Raw genomic sequence first — 22818 nt, forward strand, 5'->3', positions numbered from 1 at the left:
CAAGGCTGCGACCCTCGGAAGAAGGCACATCGAAGCCCTGAGCAGCGCGCCGGTCACGGTGTGCGCTTAATCACCGGCCCGGGTCGCGTTTCGGCGATGTTACGCAGTTTCGCTGAACCGGTTCATTTTCCGACTCGGCAACCCGGATAAACGATTCATGGACACCAGATGGACGTTCTCGGGAGACGCGGAGAACCCCCCCCACCGGGACCGCCTCAACCCGGAACAGCCGGGGCACGCTCCTGCTGCCCCGGCGTCACCACCCGCAGTCGTGTCCCGCCGACGCGGCCCTGAAGACGGCGGCGGCTCCGCGGGCCACGGCGGAGTCGGTGCCCGTCCAGAGCCCGGCCAGCCACGGGCCGGCGAAGAGGCCCACCAGCGTGGGGATGCCGTCGGCGGGGGTGGCGTCCAGCCATTCGCTGACCGAGGTGGGTTCGGGGCCGTGGACTCGGTAGTAGCCGTGTACGGGCCAGAAACGGCGGTCGAAGCGGAGGATCACCTTCTCCACGCGGCCCGCCCCGAGATGATCCAACGCGGTCCGGTGTGCGGCGGGCAGGGGCGGGTCGAAGAGGATCGTCCCCGCCGCCAGGACCGGAACGGGAACAGTGACGATCACGGCGTCGTAGGAGTCCTCACCGTTCACCGTGACCTGCCGGTCGATCTCAATCCGGTACACAGGATGCGACAGCCGGATGTCCAAACCCTCGGCCAGATGATCCGTGAGCAGGCGGTATCCGCCGACGATCCAGCGGTCGCCCTCGCCGACTCCCGGCTCGAACCCGTGCCGCGCGCTGAGCCACGACAGCGGCGCGCCGGTGTCCATCACGATCTCCGCGTCGACGAACCGGCGGATCACGTCCGGGGCCCACGGGGCGGGCGAACGCAGCCAGTCGTCGAGCACGTCCTGGATACTCGCGTCCGCCGGAGCCGCGGCCAGACGGGACCGCAGTTCGTCCTCCAGACCCGCCGCATCCGTTTTCGTAGTCGACACTGCGGATCCGAGCACCAGCGGGTCGGTGAAATCGGTGGCCACCACGGTCAGGCCACACTGTTCGGCGAGACGGGCCAGCACGTTGTCGTCGTACTGCTGGAGCCAGTTGGCGCCCAGGTCGAACCCGGTGCCGCCGACGTCCACCCCGGCGGTCCGCCCGCCGATCCTGTCCCGCGCCTCGAACACCACCGCCTCGACACCGCGGGCCACCAGCACCCGGGCCGCCGCGAGCCCCGCCATCCCGGCGCCGACGACCGCCACCCGCCGATGGCCGAGCCCGGCGGCCCACGCCCCGGCGTCGGCACCCTGCTCGTAGGCGCCGTGGGTCATCCCGGCCCGGGTCGGGTGGGTGGCCTCACCCGCGATCCGTAGACGGGTGCTCACCGGCGTACCCAATCCGATCCTGTCCCGGGGTGTGCCGTGTCGGCCGATGAGGCTCCACGAGCCGAGCGCCCAGGGATCGTCCCCCCAGCGCGACACCGCGAATCCGGTCAGCCCCGAAGAGATCGACATCCCGGCAGACTAGCCACGTTTCGCGGTCAACGTCCGCGTGGTGACTTCGGGCGCCCAGCACGCCCACAATCACCACGCTCCACCACGGGCGTGGTGACCTCGGGCGCCCAGCGCGCCTGAAGTCACCACGCGCACGGGCTTCGCGGCCTGACCACGAGACGTGTCTGGCGAGGCCGCCGGACCACCGGTTTGACCGGCACCCCCGTCAGCCGGCGGCGATGCCGTACGGCTCGTCGACGTCGCGGATGACGAAGCCCTCTTCCCACTCGTCGTGGAACTGCTGGAGAAACGACTCCATGAAGGCATGCCGGCCGGTCGCGATCCTCTTTGCCGACTCGGTGTTCAGTCGATCCTTGAGGAGCAGCAACTTCTCGTGGAAATGGTTGATGCTCGTGCCCTGGTGCCGTAGGTACTGGTCGGTCGTGGTGTGTTCGGCGACGGCGGTGGCCGGGTCGTGCAGGGGACGTCCCGTGGTTCCGCCGTATGCGAAACAGCGAGCGATGCCGATCGCCCCCATGGCGTCGAGTCGGTCCGCGTCCTGAACGCACATCCCCTCGAGGGTGAGGGGCCGAGCCGGAGTGCCCGCCCCCTTGAAGGAGATGCCGGCGACGTTCTCCGCGACCAGGTCGATCATGGTGTCGTCCACGCCCTGCCCGGCCAGCCAGCGCCGCGCCTCCCGCGCGCCGGACATGTCGTCGCCGGTGAACTTGAAGTCCTTGACGTCGTGCAGCGCGGCGACGAGTTCCACGGCCTCCCGGTCGGCGCCCTCAGCGTCGGCAAGCCGCTGCGCCATCCGGTAGACACGGACGACATGGTGCCGATCGTGACCGCTGCTGTCGCCGGCGAGTTCCCGAAAGGCATGCCGCAGAGCGGCCTGGACGAGCGGTGTCGAGCAGCTGACGCCGGCCGGGAGATCGCCTGAGGAATCCGTCATCACGGCAGGATAAGGGGGCTGCCCACGGCTCAGCGGGAGAGGTTCCGCAATGTCGGCCGTATTGCTCGGAAGGGGATCTGCGAAGTCCTCTCACCCCGCTGCACCTCGGGCTCTCCGGGTGCGGTCGTGGTGGTGGCGTCAGACGGTGAAACGGCGGTGCCGGGAGAAGAGGTACCTCCCGGCACCGCCGTCTGATGTCCACGCCGCCGGAACTCGCCCCGCGCCGCATGGCCGCGGTGGTCAGGGACGTGTCGTCACGCGTACCAGAGAAATGGTTTCAGTAGCTGTGGTTGTTCTGCCAGTAGGTCCAGGCTCCGCACGGGCTCTGGTAGCGGCCCTTGATGTAGCCCAGGCCCCACTTGATCTGGGTGGCGGCGTTGATGCGCCAGTCGTCGGCGATGGTGCCCATCTTGTCGCCGGGGAATGCCTGGGGAATGCCGTAAGCGCCGGAGTTGGGGTTCTCGGCCAGGTGGTTCCAGCCGGACTCCTTGTTCCACAGGTTGTTCAGGCAGGGGAATTCGGCGATGGCGAAGCCCTTCTCCAGCATCAGGGCGCAGCCGGTGGCGCGGTTTCCCTTGAATTCGCTGCAGGATGCCGGGATCTCACCGTCGAAGGGCACGGAACCGCTGGCCTTCTGCTCCTCGGCCTCCTTCTCCTTCTTCTCCTGCTCGATCTTCGCCTTGCGCTTCTTCTCCAGGTCGCCGGCCTCGGTGGCGGCGGTCTTGGCGATCGTCGCCGCCTTCTCCGCCGCACGGTCCTCGGCCGCGTCGCGGAAGGCGCGGGCGGCGATCTGCCGGCCGTGCCGTTCCTTGAGGAGACGGTTCTCCTCCGCGGTGGCCGCCGCGGTCAGTTGCGAGCGTTCACCGGCCTCCTGCGTCTGGCGCTGCTGGCCGACGTAGACGCCGGCGATCGTGCCCGCGACCAGCAGACCGACGGATGCCACCCGGACCGCGGCCCGGCTCCACTGCCGAATCACCTTGTCTCCCTCAGGTCGATCAGCCCCTTCGGCATAGACGCGCGCCGAGTGCCAGATGTTGATCCCGAACGATAAAGGTGTCCGAAAGTACGAGTCGACCCCACACCCCTCAGGCTTCCCGGAACAAGGAAGTCTCCGGATCTTTCGTTAGCATTGCCGGGTTCTGCAGGCGGCGTGAGGCGAGGCGACATGCGGTGGTTCCGGTTCGGTCGGGACGAGCAACGGCAACAGCACGACCCGGAACGGGCGCAGGCTCTCCTGCACACGATGCGGGAACAGTACGGGGTGCACGTGGCCGGCGGTTTCGCCGACCAGGCGGAGGCGGCCGGGCGGCAGTTGCAGGGTGACGACGGCCTGTTGGTCGCCGCCGCGATCCTGCGGGAGGTGGCCGACGGCGCGTTCGCGGATCTGACCGCGCAGGTCGGTGGGCGGATGCCGTTCAACCGGCGCAGTTACCGGCCGCTGTGGAAGCACGCCGGGCACAATCTGCGGTACCCGATGTTCGCGCTGCCCGGTGGGCTGCACCCCTACATCCAGGTCAACGCGGCGGTGACCGTCGTCGGCGGGCAGGCGAAGCGGGCCATCCAGGTCAACGACCCGGGGCCGCTGCTGGAGCACCTGATGGAGATCCTGGACCTGACCTTCGCCGGATGGGAGTTCGGCCGGGTCCGCGTGGACGCGGACGCGGCAGCGCTCGCCGCCCGGCTGATCGACGCCGCCCGGTGGGTCCGTGACGCCATGGGTGACCCGCCCCCGCTGCCGCCGCCGGTGCGTGAGCTCATGCGCCGCAACAACACCGTCCCGGTGCTCGACGCCGCCGGAGACTGGCAGATCGGCGGATTCAACCCGGGCAAGGAGATGAGAGAGGCCCTGCTGGCCTGAGATCGTCGGTACCGTCGCCGGTGTGGACAACGCCTGTGACGACGCCCTCGCGGCCTGTCTGACCGATCCCACCCCGGCCCGGCTGCGGGTGCTCACCGGGTTCGGCCCGGCGGCCTACCGCCGGGTCACCTCCATCTACTACGGGCGTACGCCGATACCGAAACCGGTGTCGGCGGCGATCCGGCAGCGGCACTCCATGGAGATCCACGACGCGTGGTCGGTGATCGTGGCGGCGGTGGCCCTGGCGCATCCGGATCTGTTCGTGGCGGACGTGGCGCAGATGCCGCGGGTCGGGTCGCTCGAGGTGGCCGTGGTCGGCCGGATCGACCGGCCGGAGGTCCGCGGCCTGCTCGAACGCTGGACCGACGACTCCGACGAGCTGGTCCGCGAGCACGCGCGGGCAGCGCTCGAACCCGGCTGACGAAAAATGTCGGACCCCGGTGGCAGCATGCGCCTCACGTTTCTCGGCGAGGGGATGGCGATGGGCTGGGTGCCGGCGGGGGCCGACTACGAGATAAGCGTCGACGGGGGCAGAGTCGTCGCGCGCACCGCGCAGGGCAAGGCGCTCAAGAGCCTGCCCAAGGCGTTGAAGGACCATGAGGCGGTGACCGGCCTGCGGCAGCTGGTCGAGTGGCTGCGCCGGCACGAGGCGACCTGCCGGGCCGAGGCCGAGCGGTGGATGATCCGCTCGCTGCCGGTCCCGACGGCGGTCGTCGCCCAGGTCTGGGCGGACGAGTCGTGGCGGGCGCTGCTGCGCGACGTGGTGATCGTGCCGGTGGACGACGTCGGCGGCTGGGACGTGGCGTCCGCCGGGCTGCTGCGCGACGCCGACGGCTCCGGCCTGGGCGTCGTCGACCTGGACGGCGAGTCGGCCCGGATCACCGCGGCCAGTGTCGCGATCCCCCACCCGGTGCTGCTGCCCGACCTGGAGGACCTTCGCGAGTTCGCCGGCGACCTCGGTGTGGAGCAGGGCATGCTGCAGCTCTTCCGCGAGGTGTGGCACCGGCCGGCCGACGATGCCGGGCGCCGGTCCGAGCTGGCCCGCTACACCGGGGCGCGGTACAAGGAGCTGCGGCACGCGCAGTCGCGGGCGGTCTCCGCGGGCTACCGGGTGCAGGGCGGCACGGCCGTCTGCCGGGTCTGGGAGGCGGGCGACACGATCGTCGCGTCGGTGTGGATCGGTGAGGGCGACCCTTCCGAGGAGACCGAGGTCGGCGAGTTGTCCTTCGCCGACGTGGCCGGTGAGTCCGTGGCCGCGGCCGCGGTGCCGCCGGTGGCCTGGTCCGAGGGGCTGCGGATGGCCGCCCTGCTGCACAGCGGTGGAGTGGAGCGCGACGATGAGTGAGACCCTGCTGGAGGCCGGCGCGATTCTTCCCGGCACGGCGGAGGGCGCCGCCCTCGACACGATGACCGCCCGCACCTACCGTCATCCGGCGCTCGCGGGGCGCACGGTGGTCCGGCTGGTCGGCGCCACCGTCGGCCCGGCCGAGGACCTGACGATGGAGTTCCTCGGGTTCCAGGCGGGTGAGCCGGTGACCGTCGGGCACGCCCGGCGGCAGGCGCTGGGGTTCCCGGCGTGGGCGCTGGTCCACGACCCGGCCAACGGGCGCCACGCGCTCGCCCTGGTCAAGGAGATGGAGAAACTCGCCCGGGTGGCCCGCAGCAAACCGGGCAACGCCAAGGAGGGTTACGACGCGCTGGCCGACCGGCTCGGCGCTGCCGCCCCGGCGTTCCTGCCGACCTTCTGGGAGCAGGCCGGGCGGGCGTTCCTGGCCGCCGACAACCAGCGGATGGCCGGCGCCTGCTTCACCGCGGCGCGCCGGGCCGAGCAGGTCCACGGGCTGGCCGTCGACGAGGACCGGCTGCGGGACGTGCATCTGGAGTTCGCGTTCGCCGGGGCGCTGACCGCGGCGATGCTCGCGGAATACAGCCGGGGTGTGGCGCAACGGCGGCCCGCCCGGGAGGCCTACGACCTGGTCCGGACGCTGGCGGTCCGCCGGGTCGCGGGTGGTCTGGCGCCGCACGTGTCGATGGCCGCCGACCTGGCCCGGCTGGCCAAGACGGCCGGTCTCGACCCCGAGGAGCAGACCGACGAGGTGCTCGCCCGGCTGCTGACCTACCCGGCCATGGCCCGGTCACATCCGTCGGTGTGGAAGGCGTACCGCAAGGCGCTGGTCCGGCTCGGTGCGACGGACTCCGGAATCCGCGAACGGCTCCTCGCGATCATCCCGGATCCGCCGGGCTGGGACGTCGACGTCACCGACCAGTGGCTGGAGTTGCTGGAGGCCACCGGGGCGACCGGGATCCTGACCACCTCGTCCGGGACCGCCGCCCACTGGCTGGAGCGTTTCCTCGCCGGCCGCTGGTCGATGGGCCGGTCCGCCCGCAAGCGCAACGCCGGTCTGCTGGCGCTGATCGAGCGGATGCTGCCCGCGCTGGCTCGGCAGGACACCATCACCATCGCGCCGTATCCCGGCGGTGCCGACCTCGACATCCTGGACCTCTGCCTGTCCGGCGGGGTCCGCGCAGGGTTCTCCCGCGGTCTCGGCGACGGGCCCCTCGACGTCGCCGAGTGGGCCGAGGACGACCGGCCCGGCCGCCGGGAGCTGTCCGCCATCGCGGACGACCCGGTGCTCGCCCCGATGCTGGCCACCGGGGTGCGCCGGGCGATCCTGCGCCTGCGCGACGGGGTGTTCCTGACCAGTCCGGCGCTGCCCGAGCAGACGATCCGGCAGGCGTTCGGGGCAGACGGCGTACGGCGGGCGTTGGTCGCGCTGGTCACCGCCACCGCCCGGACGGCCGGGAACGGCACGGTCGCCAGCCTCCACCAGGACCTGATCGACCTGGCCCCGCTCTGGTCGCCGACCGGGATGGCGCTCGCCCCCGAAGCGTTCCGGCTGCTGTCCGCGATCGATCTGGACGCGCTGCTCGCCCGGACACTGCGGGCCGGTGTGCTCGACGAGCTGGCCTGGCCGGCTTACGAGTCGGCGGTGCAACAGCTGAGGAGCATCACCATCGGCGAGTCGTGGCCGGAGCTGGTGGTGCACGACGACCGGACGGCGTTCGTGATCGAGCCGGACGGCACGGTCACCGAACACGTGTTCCGCCTCCCGCCGGCCGGTGACCCGCTGGCCCCGGCACGCCACTCACATGCGTACTGCCGGTACGTCGACGGCGACCTGTTCGTGGGCTGGCACGCGCCGCAGGCGAACCCCGGCTACTGGTCGTCGCGGCCGGACGAGATCGTCGAAGGCGTCGTCCCGGCCAACGCGGTCGGCTGGGGCGTCACCCCGGAACCGCTGCCGGTGCCCGGCGGTGGGCTGAGCACCGGCGTCCGGCCGCTGCACCCGGGTGACACCCGGGGCCCTGCCGACGCCTACCTGCTGGCCGGCGACGGCGAGGCGTTCTGGCGGTGCGAATGGGTGTCCGCCGGCGACGGTCCGCCGGCGTGGCGGTGGCGCGAGTTCGATCCGCGGACCGGGGAGGTGGGCCGGGTCAGTGTCCCGGCGTTCTTCGCCGCCGCCGGGGGCGAGCTCCTCCCGCAGGCGTGCCGGCTGCGGCCCACCCCGGCCGCGTTCGCCGGATCACCGCTGGGCTGGGCGGACGGCCTCGCCGGGTGGCGCACGACGATCGCCGCCGACGGGTCGCAGACCGGTGACGGCGTGGACGGCCGGCGGGTCGTCCTCCCGTCCGCCGGCCCGGACCGGCTCGGGCAGCACGGCCGGGGCGGGCACCTGCTCGCCGGGGCGCTGCGGCTGCCGGGATCGCAGGAGTTCCTGCCGGTGAGCCGGGTGAGCAGCTACCGCCACGACGACCTGCACGTGTGGACGGCCGACGGTATGTTCCAGCTCGCCCGGCGCGGTGACGCCACCAGTCTGCTGCCGCCGCTGGCCTGGCTGCACGCGGCCCGGGCGCGCGACGAGGCCGGTTCTACGGTGCTGCGCGGGCTCGACACCGTGCGGGCGGCGAAACTGCTCGCCGCGACCCCCTCCGCCGGCGAGACGGTTCCCGTCGTCGCCACCGGGGTGACCCTGTCTCCGGTCACCGGTCTCATCAGCACGGCCATCCAGCCCGGCGGTACCGACCCCGGCGCCGCGGCCCGGCGAGCCGCTGCTGTCGCCGCCGTGGCCGAGCTTCTCCCGGAGGTCGGTGACGCGACCCTGCGCGGCGGGATCGCCACGGTCGTCGCGACCGCGGCACGCCTGCGGGCCCGGCTCGCCACCGTCACCGGGCTGCTGTCCGGCCCGGCCGGCGCCGTACGGGCCACGCCGGAGATCACCGACGGCGCGCTGACGAAAGCGTGGGCCGGGCTCGGCGACGTCTCCCACTACTACAGCGGGAGCGCCGATCTCTCCCACCGGGTCATCGAGCAGATCAGCCGGGTCGGCGCGCTGTTCGGTCCGGCCGGCGGGCCGGACCATGAGGCGCTCCCGGACACCGACGAGGGCTGGCCGCTGCTGCTCACCGGCCTCGGCGCGGTGGCGCTGCGGGCGGCGTCACCGGTCACCCCGGCGGAGGACCGGGACGCGCTGGCCGTCTTCCTCGACACCGTGGCCGGCACCCCGCTCGCCGGTGCGGGCACGCCGATCCGGCTGATCGAGGTGACCCAACCGCATCAGGAGGGCCGCACCGTCCGGGTGCACCGCGACGGCGACCAGGTCAGCGTCCTCTTCCCACCCGGATACGGCTCATACTGGTCGTCGAAGACCTGGCGGCGCGCGGTCCTGCAGTCCGCACCCGGCGGGACGTTCACCCTGCCGCCGGAGACCCTGCTGGAGACCGAGTCAGGCCCCGGCACCCGGCTGTCCGGTGACCGGGTCGCCGCGTTCACCACCCTGCTGCGCGAACGCGGCCCGGCGCCCTGGCGCCCCGAGGCGGCCGAAGCCCTGGCCGCGGCGACCGGGATGACCCGGCCCGAGGCGGCACTGCTGCTGGCCGGTCTGCCCGGGATCGCCACCTGGCAGGCGACCTTCCTGACCGCCGAGCAGCGCGCGGTCCTCGGCCTCACCGCGCAGCAGGCCAAGGTGGGGCGGGCCGGGCTGCAACCGCTGACCGGGCAGGAACGGATCGCCCTGCTCGACGCGGCGATGCCCACCGACCCGGCCGCCCTGTGGGAACACGGGCCGGACGTGGCGGCGGTCGCCGAGGTGTGGATCCGGATGCGCGGGCGGCGGGTGACCGTGCCGGAATCCCTGGTCGGCGAACTGGCCCGAGTGGTGGGCGGCGCTCACGCCGCCGAGGTGCTCCGGGTGATCGTGGCGCCGTCGGCCGGTGACTGGCTGACCACCGACGGCCGCAGCAGATCCGAGGGCTACTGGAACCTGACCACCACCGCGGACGAGGGCGTCCCGTTCAGCAGCGAGTGGGCTCGGCGCCTCGCGGTCGCCCTGCCGTGGCTGGCATATCACCTGCCCTGGGGCGACCCCGTCCGGGCCACGCTGCCCGAGGCGCTGCGGCTCACCCGGGCCCGGCTGGCCAACCCGCTCCTGCTCACCGGATCCGGGATGCACCGGCTGGACTCGCGGCCGGACGCCGGGCCCGCCCTGGTCGACGGGAACTACACCGGCCTCCCCGACCACGGCATCCACCACGTCGCCCCGGCGAAACTGAGCGGGCCGGACGACCCGGCGCTCGGCTTCATCGACGACGAGTACGGCGACGCGTTGCGGGTGCTGCTCGCAGGCTGGATCGAAGGGGTGCTGACCACCCCGGAAGGCGCCACCGGCGAGCCGCACGACCCACGGGTCAGCGTGCCGGGCCTGGTGGCCGCGGTCGACACGCGGGTGGGCTGTGGTGCGGACGCGGCGGCGTACTATCTGCAGCTCCTCGCCCTGCCGGACCCGACCGACAAGGCTGTGCAAGCGTGGAACGGCTGGAAACCGGCGCAGCTGCGCAAGGCCCGCGAGGCGCTGATCACGGCCGGCGTGGTGGTGACCGCCAAGCGGGAACGTGCGGGACGCCCGGTGTTCCTGCCCGGTGGCTGGGTTCCGGCGAAAGCGCCGTCCCTGCCGGTGGAGACCTGGAAGCAGTCACTGTACGTGTGGGCGAACGGTCACCGGATCGTCCCGCGGACGCTGCCCGGCCTCTTCGCCGCCGCCTGGTCCCGGGTCGAGTCCGGTGACGTCCCTCGCTACCACGAACTGGAGGCCAAGCCGTGACCGCCGCATGGTCCCGGGTCGAATCCGGTGACGTCCCCCGCTACCACGAACTGGAGCCCACGCTGTGACCGCCGCCGTCCGTCAGATCGACCCGCCGGAGCACCGGTTCGCCGACGAACTCGCCTTCCTGGCCGGCGCCGACGCCGGGCGCCGCCCACCGGGCTGGCGGATGACCCCGCGGAACGTGGTCACCTTCGTCGCCGGGTCGGCCGGGGTGCCGGTCGACGGGCCCGGCGGCCGACGGGTGATCGCGCCGAAGTTCGTCGGGGAACGCGCCCTGGTCGAACGCTGCGTGGTCACCCTGGCCGGCGAGCGCGGACTACTGCTCGTCGGCGAACCGGGCACGGCCAAGTCGATGCTGTCCGAGCTGCTGTCCGCGGCGATCTGCGGGACCAGTGCGCTGGCCGTGCAGGGCACCGCCGGGACCAGCGAGGACCAGCTGCGGTACGGGTGGAACTACGCGCTGCTGCTGGCTGCCGGCCCGTCCGAGGAGTCCCTGGTGCCGTCGCCGGTGCTAACCGCGATGCGCGACGGCGCGGTGGCCCGGGTCGAGGAGATCACCCGGTGTCTGCCGGAGGTGCAGGACGCCCTGGTGTCGATCATGTCGGAGCGCCGTGTCAGCGTGCCGGAGCTGGCCGGGCGGGACGGGGCGGTCAGCTACGCCGCGCCCGGGTTCTGCCTGATCGCCACGGCGAACCTGCGCGACCGCGGGGTGTCCGAGATGTCGGCGGCGCTCAAACGGCGGTTCAACTTCGAGGTGGTGCCGCCGATCGCCGACTTCGACGCCGAGGTCGCCCTGGTGACCCGTCAGGCGAAAGCCTCGGTGGAACGCGGCGGGGCGGACTTCGCGGTCGACGAAGCGGTGCTGGACACGCTGGTCACGGCGTTCCGGGACCTGCGGACCGGGCGCAGCGCCGAAGGCTGGGAGGTGGAACGGCCGTCGTCGGTGATGAGCACCGCGGAGGCGGTGGCGGTGGCCGCGTCGATCGGGTTGTCGGCGGCCTACCTTCCCGGCCCGGATCCGCTGTCGCTGCTGCCGGGGCACCTGCTCGGTGTGGTGCGCAAGGACGATCCGGCGGATGCGGAACGGTTGCTGGCTTACTGGGACGGGGCTCTGCGGCGGCGGGCCGAAGCGGGGGCGCGGATGTGGCGGCAGCTCTGGGAACACCGGGACGTGCTGCGTGACTGAACCGCGTGATCAGGCGGACGTCCCTGAACCGCGTGATCAGGCGGACGTCCCTGAACCGCGCGATCCGGTGGGCGCGACTGAACCGCGCGATCATGTGGACCGGCTCGCGGGTGACCCGCGGGTCCACCTGATCGGGGTCCGGCACCACTCGCCGGTGCTGGCGGCGGCGATGCCGGCGATCCTGACCGCGTTCCGGCCGGAGACGGTGCTGGTGGAGTTACCGGCCGAGATGCAGCCGTGGGTGCGGTGGCTGGCCGCCGAGGGCACGGTCACACCGGTGGCGCTGGCGGCTGACGGGGCGTTCTACCCGTTCGCGGACTTCAGTCCGGAGTTGGCGGCGGTTCGGTGGGCGCGGGAGCACGGCGTGCCGGTGGACTGCTGCGACCTGCCGATGGTCGATCCGGCTTGGAGGTCGCGGGAGCCTGCCGTCATCTCCGCCGGTCCGGGTCTTGTTCCGGGCGGTCCGGGTCTTGATGCCGGCAGGCCCGGACTCGATTCCGGCGAGCCTGGGCTTGATTCCGGCGAGCCCGGGCTTGGGGAGATCGTTCGGGCATCGTTGACCGGGCGCGACGGTGACGAGTTGTGGGACCGGTGGATCGAGGCGGGTGCTCCGGGCAGTTCGCCCGAGGCGGTACGCCGGGCCGCGCTGGCCGCCGGATGGGCGCTACGGCACGACGCCAGGCGGCACGGGATCGACCCGCTCGACCTGCGCCGGGAGGCGTGGATGCGCGGGCGGATCGCCGCCGCCACCGGACGGGTGGCCGTGGTGGTGGGCGCGTTCCACGCCCCGGCACTGCTGGACGCGGAGGCCCTGGTCGAGGCCCTGGTCGAGGCCCGCGGCGGGGAGGCGCCGGTGGTGTCGCTGGTGCCGTACACGTTCGACCTGCTGGACTCGCGGTCCGGCTATCCGGCGGGCATCCGGGATCCGCGCTGGCAGCAGGCGGTCTACGAGAACGGCGCCGACCCGGAACGGATCCGCCTGGCCACCCACACGATCGCCGTGGAGGTGACCCGGGAACTCCGCAACCGGGGCTGGCCGGCCGGTCCGGGTGAGGCCGCGGAGGTGGCCCGGCTCGCCGGTGACCTGGCCGCACTCCGGTCGCTGCCGACGCCGAGCCGCGGCGAACTCGTCGAAGCGCTGCAGAGTGTGCTCGCCCAGGGTGCGCCGGCCGGGGTGGGCCGCGGCGTCGCCCGGGCCATGGAGAACGTCCTGGTCGGACAGCGGCGCGGCCGGCTCGCTGCGGGCACACCGATCGGCGGGCTGACGCCGGCGGTCGAGAAGGAGCTGCAGCGGCTGAAGCTGCCCGGCCCGGGCAAGGCGGCGCAGCGGATCCGGCTCGACCCGCTGCGCTCCCCCACCGACCGGGCCCGCGAACTGGCGATCCGGCGGCTCGAGGTGTGCGGCGCGGCCTACGGGGACGCCGGCGAGACGGGGCCGGCCGTCGGCGGCGAGACGCTGACCACGACGTGGCGGGTGCAGTGGACGCCGCCGGTGGACGCGGCGCTCGCGGTGGCCGGGGTACACGGCGTCACCCTCGAACAGGCCGCCGCCGGGATGCTGGCCACCCGCCGCCGCCGGGAACACCGGGCCGGCGGACCGACCGCGGAACAGGCCCTGACCGGACTGGCCCGGAGCGCGGCGTGCGGGCTCGGCGCCGCGGTCCAGGACCGTCTCTCCGATGTACGCCGTGCCGTCACCCACGACGGTACGGTCGAACAGATCGTCACCGCCCTCGGACTCGTGCGCCGGATCGGACGCGGTCATCATCCGGGGCTGGTCGAACCGGTGGTGGGTGCTGACGGCGTACTCGAGGAGATGCGTGCCGCAGCAGTGGCCGCGGTCTCCGGTCTGGCCGGGTCGCAGCGGGTCGAGGACGCCCGTGCTCTTCATGATCTCGTGCGGGACGCCGACGAGGCCGGGCAGGTGATCCGTCTCGGACATGCGGTACGGGAGCTGGCCACCAACGGGTCGCCGCTGATGCGCGGGGCCGCGGCGGCGCTCGGGGTGCAGCTCGGACAGGTGGAACCCGGGGAGTTCGGGCAGCTGCTGGCCTCGTGGGCGGGAATGGACTCCGGTGACCGGCTGCGCGGGGCGCTCAGCGTCGCGGGGGCGATGCTGCAGGCCGGCGGGGAGGTGCTGGAACCGCTGCTGGCGGCGGTGGAACGGATGGCGGACGACGATTTCGTGCGCCGGCTGCCCGGGTTGCGGGACGGGTTCGACGTGCTGAGCCCGGCCGACCGGGACCGGCTCCTCGCCACCGTGCGGGAACGGCACGGCGGGTTCGAGGACCGGCTGGTGGCGGATCCGGTGGTGCTGGCGGGATGGCTGGCGGCGGACCGGGCCGGGATGGCGGCGGTGCGGGCGGTCGGACTCGTACCCGAAGGCGGTGTGGTGTCGCCCTTGACGGCGGCCGGGGACGTCGTCGCGGCGGGGGACGTCGTCGCGGCGGGGGATCTTTCGGCGGTGCAGCGATGGCGGCTTCTGCTCGGGCGGGAGAAGGAGCAGCTCAGCGGCGGGCAGCAGCGGCTGGCTACGGCGCTCGACGAGCTCTACGGGACCGGGCGCGGCGAAGGCTCCCACACGGTGGACCGGGGTGGTGGCGGGACCGAGGCGCCCTATCCGCGGGTACGGGACTGGCTGACCGACCTGGAGGCGCTGTTCGGCAGCGACGTCCGCGACGAGGTGATCGCGCGGGCCGCCGAACGGGGACGGGTGGACGCGATCCTCGCCGCCGAACCGGAACGGGTCCGGCCGTCGGTGGACCTGCTGCACGCGGTGCTGTCCCTGGCCGGCGGGCTGCCCGAGGCACGACTGGCCAAACTGCGGCCGCTCGTCGCCCGGCTCACCCGGGACCTCACCCGGCAACTGGCCCGGCGGATCCGCCCGGCACTGACCGGGATCGGCACACCCCGAACCACCCGGCGACGCACGGCACGGCTCGATCTGGCCGCCACGGTACGCCGCAACCTGCACACGGTGCGCGCCGGCGACGACGGGCGGCCCCGGATCGTGCCGGAACGACCGGTGTTCCGCAGCCCGGGCCGGCGCAGCGTCGACTGGCAGGTGATCCTGCTCGTCGACGTGTCCGGGTCGATGGAGGAGTCGACGATCTGGGCCGCGATGACCGCGTCGGTGCTGGCCGGGGTGCCGTCGCTGCGTACCCACTTCGTCACGTTCTCCACCGAGGTCGTCGACCTCACCGACCGCGTCGACGACCCGCTCGCCCTCCTGCTGGGGATCAGCGTGGGCGGGGGGACGCACATCGCGGCCGGCATGCGGTACGCGCGGCAGATCACGCTCGTCCCGGCCCGCACCCTGGTCGTCACGATCAGCGACTTCGAGGAGGGGTTCCCGATCGGTGATCTGCTCGGATCGGTACGCGCGCTGGTGGACGACGGCGTCACCCTGCTGGGTTGCGCGAGCCTCGACGACCGGGGTGCGCCCCGGTACAGCACCGGCGTGGCATCGCAGCTGGTGGGGGCGGGGATGCCGGTGGCGGCGCTGAGCCCGCTGGAACTGGCCCGCTGGATCGGGGAGAAGGTCCGATGACAGGTTTACCCCCGGTGGAGGCGGAAGTGACGGCGGCGGCGGTGGCGGCACTGCCCGCACGGCTGCAGCGGCGGCTCGACACGGTGGTGGAGCAGGTCGCGGGGTGGACGGTCGCGGTGGACGGGGATGTCGTCACGGTGCGGCCGGATGAGCAGACGGTGGTGACGCTTCGGCTTCCGGTGGTTTCGGAGGCTGCGGTGGTGTGCAGTTGCCTGCTGGCGCCTCGGTGTCTGCATCGAGCGGCGGTGCTCAGTGCGGCGCCGGTCCAGGACGGTTCTCTCTCCGGTGGTGTGGAGGAGAGGGACGGCGGTGTGGGCGGCAGTGCCGGGCTGATCAGTTCCGGGCAGGCGGATGCTGCCGGGGCTTTGTGGGAGGTGGCTTCCGGAGTGCTCAGCTCCGGGATTCCCGGCGCGGGGGCGGTGGCCCAGGCCGAACTGCTGCGGGCCGTGCACCGGGCACGTGGGGTGGGGCTGCATGCTGCGGCGGCTGCTGCGGTGCAGGTGGTGGAGCATCTGCGGGCGGCTCGGCGGGACGATCCGGGGTACCGGCTGGAGGAGTTGACCGCGGCTGTCCGGGAACTACTGACCGCCTGCCATCGGCTGGGACGGGGCGATCCGGGGGCGGTCGGCGTGGCCCGGCGGGATTATGAGGCGGTCGGGGATCTGCGCCTCTACGGGCTGTTCTGCGAGCCGGTGCGGGCGGCCACCGGGCATGCGGGGACGGTGACCTACCTGGCGGACGCGCAGGGGCGGATCTGGGTGGTGTCCGACGTCAAACCGGTCGTCCCGGGCAGCCCGCAGCCGTCGGCACGAACCGCGGTCGACCTCGGTGAGGTGCGCTCGACCCATCATGAACTGGCACGCGGCGGCCTGCGCGCGGTCAACGCCCACGCCTCCGCGGCGGGACGGCTCAGCCATGGCAGGGCCCGGCAGGCGGTGGCCGCTCCGGGTGCGGGCTGGTTCGCCGACCCCCTCAACCACCTCTGGCCGGCGACTGCTGCGCGGGGGTCCGGGGTTCACTCGGCCACGGCGGAGGACGCGGGTGGGACCGGGCTCGGGGCGCAGGTGGGGCGGTGGCTCGACGGGGCGGCGCTGCCGGGACACGAGCAGCGGGCGGGGCATGACCTCGCCTTCCTTGACGGGACCGTCGTGGGGGCTGATCGTCGAGGGCTGCTGGTGGGGGTCGATGCCGGCTTCACGGTGGTGGTGATCCCGGCACAGGAGGACCGGTCACTGCCGTATGTGACCAACCTTCGGCAGCTGGCAGCCAACGCGGTGGGGCGCACGATCCGGCTGGTCGGACGGTTTTCCGGGGCCCGGCGGGTGGCGGGGCTGGCTTTCGCCGCTCCGTGGCTGGCGAACCGGCACGGCGGGCACGTCGACCTCGGCACGGCGACACTGACCCGAGCGGACTTCCACTCCAGCGCGTCCGACGGCCTGCATACGGCTGACACCGTCATGGCTGACGTCGAGTCGGCTACAGCCGACGTGCACGCGACTGATGTGCCCTCGGGTGCCGGGCATCAGAGCGGCGATCCTGCGAACCATGTGCGCGCGGTCGGTGTCGAGGGAAGCGGGGACGTGGTCGGGCCACCGATTCACCTGTTGCGGCATCACCTGGAGCGGGTGGTGGCCGGCGGCCGGACGGCGTTGTCGGCCGGGGTCGCGGCTGATGTCCGGCGGCTCGGGGCTGCTCAGCTCGGTGGGGCGGCCGCGATGCTGGGTGAACTGGGGGCGGCGGGAGTCCGGCGCACTCGGGACGTCTTCGGACGGCTTGACCCGCACGACACTCGGATGCTGGCTCGGGCGTGGTTGGCGGCTTCGGTCTACGAGCAGGCCGCCGTCCGCGAGAGCATGCGAACAGCCTGGTCTGACATCGGGCAGCGCAGATAGCCCCGACGCCCACAGCCAGATCCGCGATCTTGGACGGTTGACCACAGCCGGGTGTGGTCAACCGTCCAAGATCGTTATGGGTGGATCGCCCTCAGCGGAGGACGGCGGACACCCGTGTGTGCAACCAGTGGGCGATCACAGGTCGGCGAACCAGGCCAGCAGCTCGGCGACGAACGCGGCGTTCGCGGCAGGGGTCACCAAAGCGTGGGTGGCCTCGATGACGTGGTGCTCGGCATGGCGGGCCGCGGCCACGTAAGCCTGGACCGTCGACGAGGGGATGCTCTCGTCGGCGCGGGATTCGACGACCAGGGTGTCGCCGTCGAAGGCGCGGATGGCTTCCAGGGCGGGGGTGTTCGGGGGCAGCGCGGGGGCCCGCAGGACCAGGCGGCTCACCGGGCGTTCGGCGGTCAGGCGGGCCGCCAGGTGGCCGCCGAAACTGGCACCGCAGACGCCGATGCGTTTCGGGTCGACGCCGGGCTCCGCCGCCAGGGTGTCGTAGGCGGCGGCCGCGTCCGCCAGCAGGTCCTCGGAGGTCAGGGTGGTCTGGTCGCCGGTGGATTCGCCGTGGCCGCCCAGGTCCACGGTCAGGCAGGTCAGGCCCAGCCGGTCGGTCAGCGGCCGGGCTCGGGGAGCGTAACCGGAACGGTCACTGTTCCAACCGTGCAGGAACAGGACTGCCGCGCCGGACGGCAGTTCCGGGGTGAACAGCGTGGCGGCCAGGGTACGGCCGCTCGACGGGATCCTCACTCGGCTCCTCGGAGAATGCGGGCCGGCCACACTGCCGGCCCGAAACCAATGACAGGCGCATTCTCTCGTCGACGACGATCAAAAGCCGGTACCCGAAAGTGTTGATGTTCCGCGCCGGGACGGCTCGGCCGGGCAAGACCAGGTTGGGACGGTTCAGCCGGGTTCGACCAGGCCGGTGCGGTAGGCGTACACCACGGCCTGCACCCGGTCGCGCAGGTCCAGTTTGGTGAGGATGCGGGACACGTACGTCTTGACCGTCTCGCCCCCGATCACCAGGGTCGCCGCGATCTCGCCGTTGGACATGCCGGTGGCGATCAGGCGCAGCACCTCCAGTTCGCGGGGCGTCAGCACCTCGGACGCGGCGACGCCGGTGTCCGCCGGGCGCAGGCGTGCCGCGTACCGGCCGATCAGGGTGCGGGTCACCTCGGGGGCGAGCAGCGAGTCGCCGCCGGCGATGGTGCGGATGCCGCCGATCAGTTGCTGCGGGCTGGCGTCCTTGAGGAGGAAACCGCTGGCTCCGGCGCGGAGGGCCTGGTACACGTACTCGTCGATGTTGAAGGTGGTGACGACCAGGACCTTGACCGGGTCGGTGGCGCTGGGGCCGGCGAGTTCCAGGGTGGCTTCGATGCCGTCCATCACCGGCATCCGCACGTCCATCACCACGACGTCGGGGCGCAGCCGCCGGGCCAGGTCGACGGCGGCGCGTCCGTCGCCGGCCTCCCCCACCACCGTCATGTCGTCCTGGGCCTCGACGATGGTGCCGAAGCCCATCCGGATCAGGGCCTGGTCGTCGCAGATGAGTACGCGGATCAACAGAACTCCTACTGGGCTAGCGGGACGACGGCGGAGACGACGAAATCGCCGCCGGGCGCCGGGCCGAAGTCGAGGGTGCCGCCGAACAGGGATACCCGTTCGCGGAGGCCGGTGAGTCCGCGACCGGAACCGCCCACCCCGGGCGTCGACTGTCCGGGACCGCTGGTCACCACGATCTCGACGCGGTCGCGGTGATAGGAGAGGCGGACCTCGACGGGGGCCCCGGCGGCGTACTTCAGCGCGTTGGTCAGGGCTTCCTGGACCACCCGGTAGATCGCGGTCTCCCGTCCGGCGCCCATCGGCGGGACGTCGCCGTCCTCGGTGAGGGTCACCGGCAGCCCGGCCGCCCGGGTCTGCTCGACCAGCCCGGCCAGTTTCGCCAGGTCGTCGCCGCTGGGGGCGGGCCGGGACGCGGGTTCGGCCTCCCGGGTCGGGTCGAGGACGCCGAGCAGGTCCCGCAGCTCCCCCAGCGCCCGCCGTCCGGTGTCGCTGACCGTCACCATCACCTGGGTGGCCTTCGCCGGGTCGGCGGCCAGGAACTGTCCCGCGTTGGCCTGCACCACCATCGCCGTCACGTGGTGGGTGACCACGTCGTGGAGTTCCCGGGCGATCCGGGCCCGTTCCGCCGCCACCGCCACCTCGCCTTCCAGGCGCAGGCGTTCGGCGGTGGCGTGCCGGTGGGACCGCACGTTCGCGCCGACCGCGGCGGCGATCGCGAGGCTCAGGTAGAACGTGATGAAGTCGCCGACGCCGGGGGCCGCGCCCGCGGCGTGCAGGGCGATCGCCAGCAGCACGTACCAGACGGTGGCGGCCCCGGCCATCCACGGACGGAACCGCTCCTGGTGGGCGCCGGCGCTGTAGATCGCCACGATGAGGCCGAGACTGGCGAAGGACTCGTACCCCTGCAGTTCCTGAACGGTGAATCCCACCGCGACCAGGGCCAGCGCGACGGCGGGACGGCTGCGCCGGGCGGCGAGGGACAGGCTCATCGTGAATGCGGCGGCCACCGCCAGCACGTCGGTGGGCCGGTGCGGCAGTTCGCCGAGGCGGGTGCCGTAGGAGGCCAGGGCCGGCAGGAAGGCGATCGCGGCGAGGAGGACACCGAACTGCGCGTCGCGGAGGGTGACCGGCAACGCACGCCAACGGTCGAGGAGCGGGTGCCGAAGCATCGCAGCAGCGTAGCGAATGATCATCGCCACGGCGCAGCCACGAGGCGGCCCTGCCGGCGGGCCCGGCGCAGCAGCAGGACGGTCACGGCCAGGCCGCCGGCGACCGCGACGATGCTCGCCTCGGGGCCGAAGATGCCGCCGCTGACCAGGTCGGCACCGCCCGCGGCGCCGCGGAGCAGGCCGTCCGGGGAACCGCCGGAGACGGTCGCGCCGAACAGGCCGGATTCGGCGAAGTTCCAGCCCAGGTGCAGGCCGATCGGCAGCCACAGGTTGCGGGCCAGGACGTACGCGGCGCCCAGCATCAGCCCGGCCTCGGCGGCGATCGCGAGCGCGCCCCACACCGTGGCGCCGGTGTTGCTCAGGTGGATCAGGCCGAACAGGAGTCCGGAAACGGTCAGGGCGATGGTGGTGCCGGCCTTCTCCTCGACCAGCCGGAGGATCACTCCGCGGAACAGCACCTCCTCGCAGGTGGCGACGCCGATCATCAGGCCGAGGGTGCCGAGCATGCCGCCGATCGAGCCCCATCCGGCCGCCCGGTAGCCGCCGAGCATCGCGATCACGGCGATCACCGCGGTGAACAGTCCGACGCCCAGGCCGAAGCCGCGGAGCAGGACGGGCCGGGCGGCGGCGAGGGCGATCTCGTCGGGGCGGCGTTCCTCGTAGCGGCGGATCAGCCAGTGGTAGAGCCACAGGGTCAGGGCCGCGGTCGTGCCGCCGACGAGCAGCCCGGTGACCGGGTTGCCGGCGGCGGCCAGTCCGACCGAGTTGCCCACGGCGGTGACCGCGAAGAAGACGACTACCAGGAACGACGCGCGAAGCAGGGGTCGGGTCGACATGGGTTGAACGCTATGAGCGGGACCCCCGTGGGGTCGTCACCGCGCGGTGGGCAATCCGGGGTCCCCCGCGTGGGGGACATCGACATTTAATTCAAATGTTTCAATGGAACTGTTAGCGTCACCCTACGTACGCACAGTGGGGAGGATGCGTGAAGAAGACCCTCGCGGCGGCCGGTGCCGTCGCCTTGGCCGTCCTCGGCCTGTCGACCGGTGCCCAGGCGGCACCCGCCGAAGCCGACGTGCTCGCGGTACCCGGCGCCACGGTGGTGCCGGACAGCTACATCGTGGTGCTGAAGTCCGGCAAGGTGGCGAAGTCCGTCGCCGCGGAACACGACGCGACCGTGCTCACCACGTACACCAGAGCCTTGAACGGTTTTGCGGCGACCATGACGGCCCGCCAGGCGCGGCAGGTGGCCGCCGACCCGGACGTCGCGTTCGTGCAGCCCAACGTGATCCACCGGGTGGCGGACACCCAGAGCAGCCCGCCGTGGGGACTCGACCGGATCGACCAGCGCGCCCTGCCGCTGAGCACGTCCTACACCTACAGCACGACCGCGTCGAACGTGCACGCCTACATCATCGACACCGGCGTGCTGACCACCCACCAGGAGTTCGGCACCCGCGCGACCAGCGGTTTCGACGCCATCGACGGTGGCACCGCGGACGACTGCCACGGGCACGGCACGCACGTGGCCGGCACGGTCGGCGGATCCACCTACGGCGTGGCCAAGGGCGTCCAGCTGGTCGGCGTGCGCGTCCTCGACTGCGAGGGCAGCGGCACGACCGCGCAGGTGGTGGCCGGCATCGAATGGGTCACCGCCAACGCGGTCAAGCCCGCGGTCGCCAACATGAGCCTCGGCGGCAGCGCCGACACCGCCCTGGACACCGCGGTCGCCGCCTCGATCAGCTCCGGCGTCACCTACTCCATCGCGGCCGGCAACGGACTTCTCGGGCTCTTCGCGCTGGACGCCTGCACCCAGTCACCGGCCCGGGTCCCCGCGGCGATCACCGTCTCGGCCACCAACAGCAGCGACGCCAAGCCGTCCTGGGCCAACCGCGGCACCTGCGTGGACGTCTTCGCCCCCGGCATCAACGTCCTGTCGTCCTGGAACACCAGCGACACGGCGACCAACACGATCAGCGGCACCTCGATGGCGACCCCGCACGTCGCCGGGGCGACCGCGCTCTATCTGGCGAACCATCCGGCCGACACACCGGCCCAGGTGCAGGCGGCCATCGTCAGCAACGCGACGACCGGGGCGGTGACCAGCCCGGGCACCGGCTCACCGAACCGCCTGCTCTACACCGGGGCCTTCTAAGCCCTGGTCCACCAGTCGTAGGGGCGATGGCCGGGGCGGAAACCGGACGCCTCGGCCATCGCCACCGCGTCCGGGAAGCCGCGGGCCAGGTCCTCGGGCGAGTGGGCGTCGCTGCCGAACGTGACGGCCGGGCCGCCCTCCTCGCACCACCAGCGCAGGATCACCGGGCTCAGCGGCACCGTCGTGTTGACCTCGAGGGCCCGGCCGCTGTCCGCCAATGATCGCAGGGCGAGGCGGAACTCCTCCTCGAACCGGTACGGGTCGAACGGGCCCTCGGACGCCGGCCAGCGGCGGGCCGTGTAGTCGATGTGGGTCAGTGCCTCGAAGTCGTCCGACCCGGCGACCAGCCGCGGGATCTCCAGCAGGTAGTCCCGGACGATCCGGTCGGCGGGCAGGGTGCCGAACGCCCGGTTCGCCTCGGCCAGCCCGCCGTCGACCGGCACCGAGTGCAGCGAGCCGATGACCCGCTCGAAGTCACCGCCGGCCAGCAGTTTCGCGACCGCATCGGAATGCCAGTGCGGTTCGCCCAGCTCGAGGCCGGTGAGGATGCGCAGGCTCGGGAACATGTCCCGGCAGCGCGCCACCGCGCCCAGGTAGCCGTCGACGTCCAGCGGCGGCGCGGTGAAGTCGCCCCAGGTGGTCAGGTCGAGGTGTTCGGTGAACGCCAGCGCGGGCAGCCCGATCTCCACGGCCCGGGCGCAGGTCCCCACCATGTCGGCGCCCCGCCGCCCGGCGTCCCACGACCACTCGCTGTGCACGTGACTGTCGGCGGGGAATCCGGCTGCGGGCCCGGGGTGTCGCTGGCTCATCAAAATCCTTCCGAGGAACGGTCCCGGACCATTATCGCTG

The 22818-nt window shown here is 72.7% G+C and carries 16 protein-coding genes; 8 read left to right on the forward strand and 8 right to left on the reverse strand.

All coding sequences use genetic code 11. The features are described from left to right. Window positions 1-256: 256 nt before the first annotated feature. From WH85_RS22745 to WH85_RS22755, 3 genes are all read right to left on the reverse strand, one after another. Window positions 257-1504 (reverse strand): flavin monoamine oxidase family protein, encoded by a 1248-nt coding sequence (locus WH85_RS22745; RefSeq protein WP_045743985.1) that lies wholly within the window; start codon window positions 1502-1504, stop codon window positions 257-259. Between the two features lie 205 nt (window positions 1505-1709). After that, the gene (locus WH85_RS22750; protein ID WP_157411173.1) at window positions 1710-2438 is read right to left on the reverse strand and encodes an HD domain-containing protein; all 729 of its coding nucleotides are present in this window, start codon (window positions 2436-2438) and stop codon (window positions 1710-1712) included. Window positions 2439-2715: 277 nt separating this feature from the next. Beyond that, window positions 2716-3414 (reverse strand): aggregation-promoting factor C-terminal-like domain-containing protein, encoded by a 699-nt coding sequence (locus WH85_RS22755; protein ID WP_045743986.1) that lies wholly within the window; start codon window positions 3412-3414, stop codon window positions 2716-2718. Between the two features lie 189 nt (window positions 3415-3603). Here WH85_RS22755 and WH85_RS22760 point away from each other — a divergent pair, with 189 nt between their 5' ends. From WH85_RS22760 to WH85_RS22790, 7 genes are all read left to right on the forward strand, one after another. Further along, the gene (locus tag WH85_RS22760; protein WP_045743987.1) at window positions 3604-4296 is read left to right on the forward strand and encodes a hypothetical protein; all 693 of its coding nucleotides are present in this window, start codon (window positions 3604-3606) and stop codon (window positions 4294-4296) included. 22 nt (window positions 4297-4318) lie between these two features. Beyond that, window positions 4319-4717, forward strand: coding sequence for a hypothetical protein (locus WH85_RS22765; RefSeq protein WP_045743988.1), 399 nt, complete (start codon window positions 4319-4321; stop codon window positions 4715-4717). A gap of 27 nt (window positions 4718-4744) precedes the next feature. Beyond that, window positions 4745-5641, forward strand: a complete 897-nt coding sequence (locus WH85_RS22770; protein WP_245674054.1) for a DUF4132 domain-containing protein — start codon at window positions 4745-4747, stop codon at window positions 5639-5641. After that, window positions 5634-10454, forward strand: coding sequence for a hypothetical protein (locus WH85_RS22775; RefSeq protein ID WP_157411174.1), 4821 nt, complete (start codon window positions 5634-5636; stop codon window positions 10452-10454). Before WH85_RS22770 ends, WH85_RS22775 begins: the two co-directional genes overlap by 8 nt. 64 nt (window positions 10455-10518) lie before the next feature. Continuing rightward, complete coding sequence (locus WH85_RS22780) at window positions 10519-11643, forward strand: ATP-binding protein (RefSeq protein ID WP_045743990.1); 1125 nt, start codon at window positions 10519-10521, stop codon at window positions 11641-11643. A 67-nt stretch (window positions 11644-11710) separates the two neighbouring features. Next, entirely contained in the window at window positions 11711-15193 is a 3483-nt protein-coding gene (locus tag WH85_RS22785; protein WP_045743991.1) for a DUF5682 family protein, read from the forward strand. Beyond that, window positions 15190-17085, forward strand: a complete 1896-nt coding sequence (locus tag WH85_RS22790; protein WP_157411175.1) for a hypothetical protein — start codon at window positions 15190-15192, stop codon at window positions 17083-17085. The genes WH85_RS22785 and WH85_RS22790 overlap by 4 nt, the downstream gene beginning before the upstream one ends. Window positions 17086-17220: 135 nt before the next feature. Here WH85_RS22790 and WH85_RS22795 read toward each other — a convergent pair whose 3' ends face one another. The 4 genes from WH85_RS22795 to WH85_RS22810 all read right to left on the reverse strand — a co-directional run bounded on the left by WH85_RS22795 (window position 17221) and on the right by WH85_RS22810 (window position 20650). Then, window positions 17221-17832 carry an alpha/beta hydrolase gene (locus WH85_RS22795; RefSeq protein WP_045743993.1) on the reverse strand — a complete coding sequence of 204 codons (612 nt, stop codon included), beginning with the start codon at window positions 17830-17832 and terminating at the stop codon, window positions 17221-17223. A gap of 153 nt (window positions 17833-17985) precedes the next feature. Then, window positions 17986-18645, reverse strand: coding sequence for a response regulator (locus WH85_RS22800; RefSeq protein WP_083449196.1), 660 nt, complete (start codon window positions 18643-18645; stop codon window positions 17986-17988). A gap of 8 nt (window positions 18646-18653) precedes the next feature. Then, on the reverse strand, window positions 18654-19814 hold the full coding sequence (locus tag WH85_RS22805; RefSeq protein ID WP_052720698.1) for a sensor histidine kinase: 1161 nt from the start codon (window positions 19812-19814) through the stop codon (window positions 18654-18656). Window positions 19815-19834: 20 nt separating this feature from the next. Next, entirely contained in the window at window positions 19835-20650 is an 816-nt protein-coding gene (locus tag WH85_RS22810; RefSeq protein WP_045743994.1) for a CPBP family intramembrane glutamic endopeptidase, read from the reverse strand. A gap of 149 nt (window positions 20651-20799) precedes the next feature. Here WH85_RS22810 and WH85_RS22815 point away from each other — a divergent pair, with 149 nt between their 5' ends. Next, entirely contained in the window at window positions 20800-21969 is a 1170-nt protein-coding gene (locus WH85_RS22815) for a S8 family peptidase (protein WP_045743995.1), read from the forward strand. Here the strand turns inward: WH85_RS22815 and WH85_RS22820 are convergent. After that, window positions 21966-22778: a PHP domain-containing protein gene (locus WH85_RS22820; RefSeq protein ID WP_045743996.1), complete on the reverse strand. Its 813-nt coding sequence runs from the start codon at window positions 22776-22778 to the stop codon at window positions 21966-21968. The genes WH85_RS22815 and WH85_RS22820 overlap by 4 nt on opposite strands. Window positions 22779-22818: the final 40 nt, after the last annotated feature.

The sequence above is a fragment of the Actinoplanes rectilineatus genome (assembly GCF_000962825.1).
Taxonomy (GTDB): domain Bacteria; phylum Actinomycetota; class Actinomycetes; order Mycobacteriales; family Micromonosporaceae; genus Actinoplanes; species Actinoplanes rectilineatus.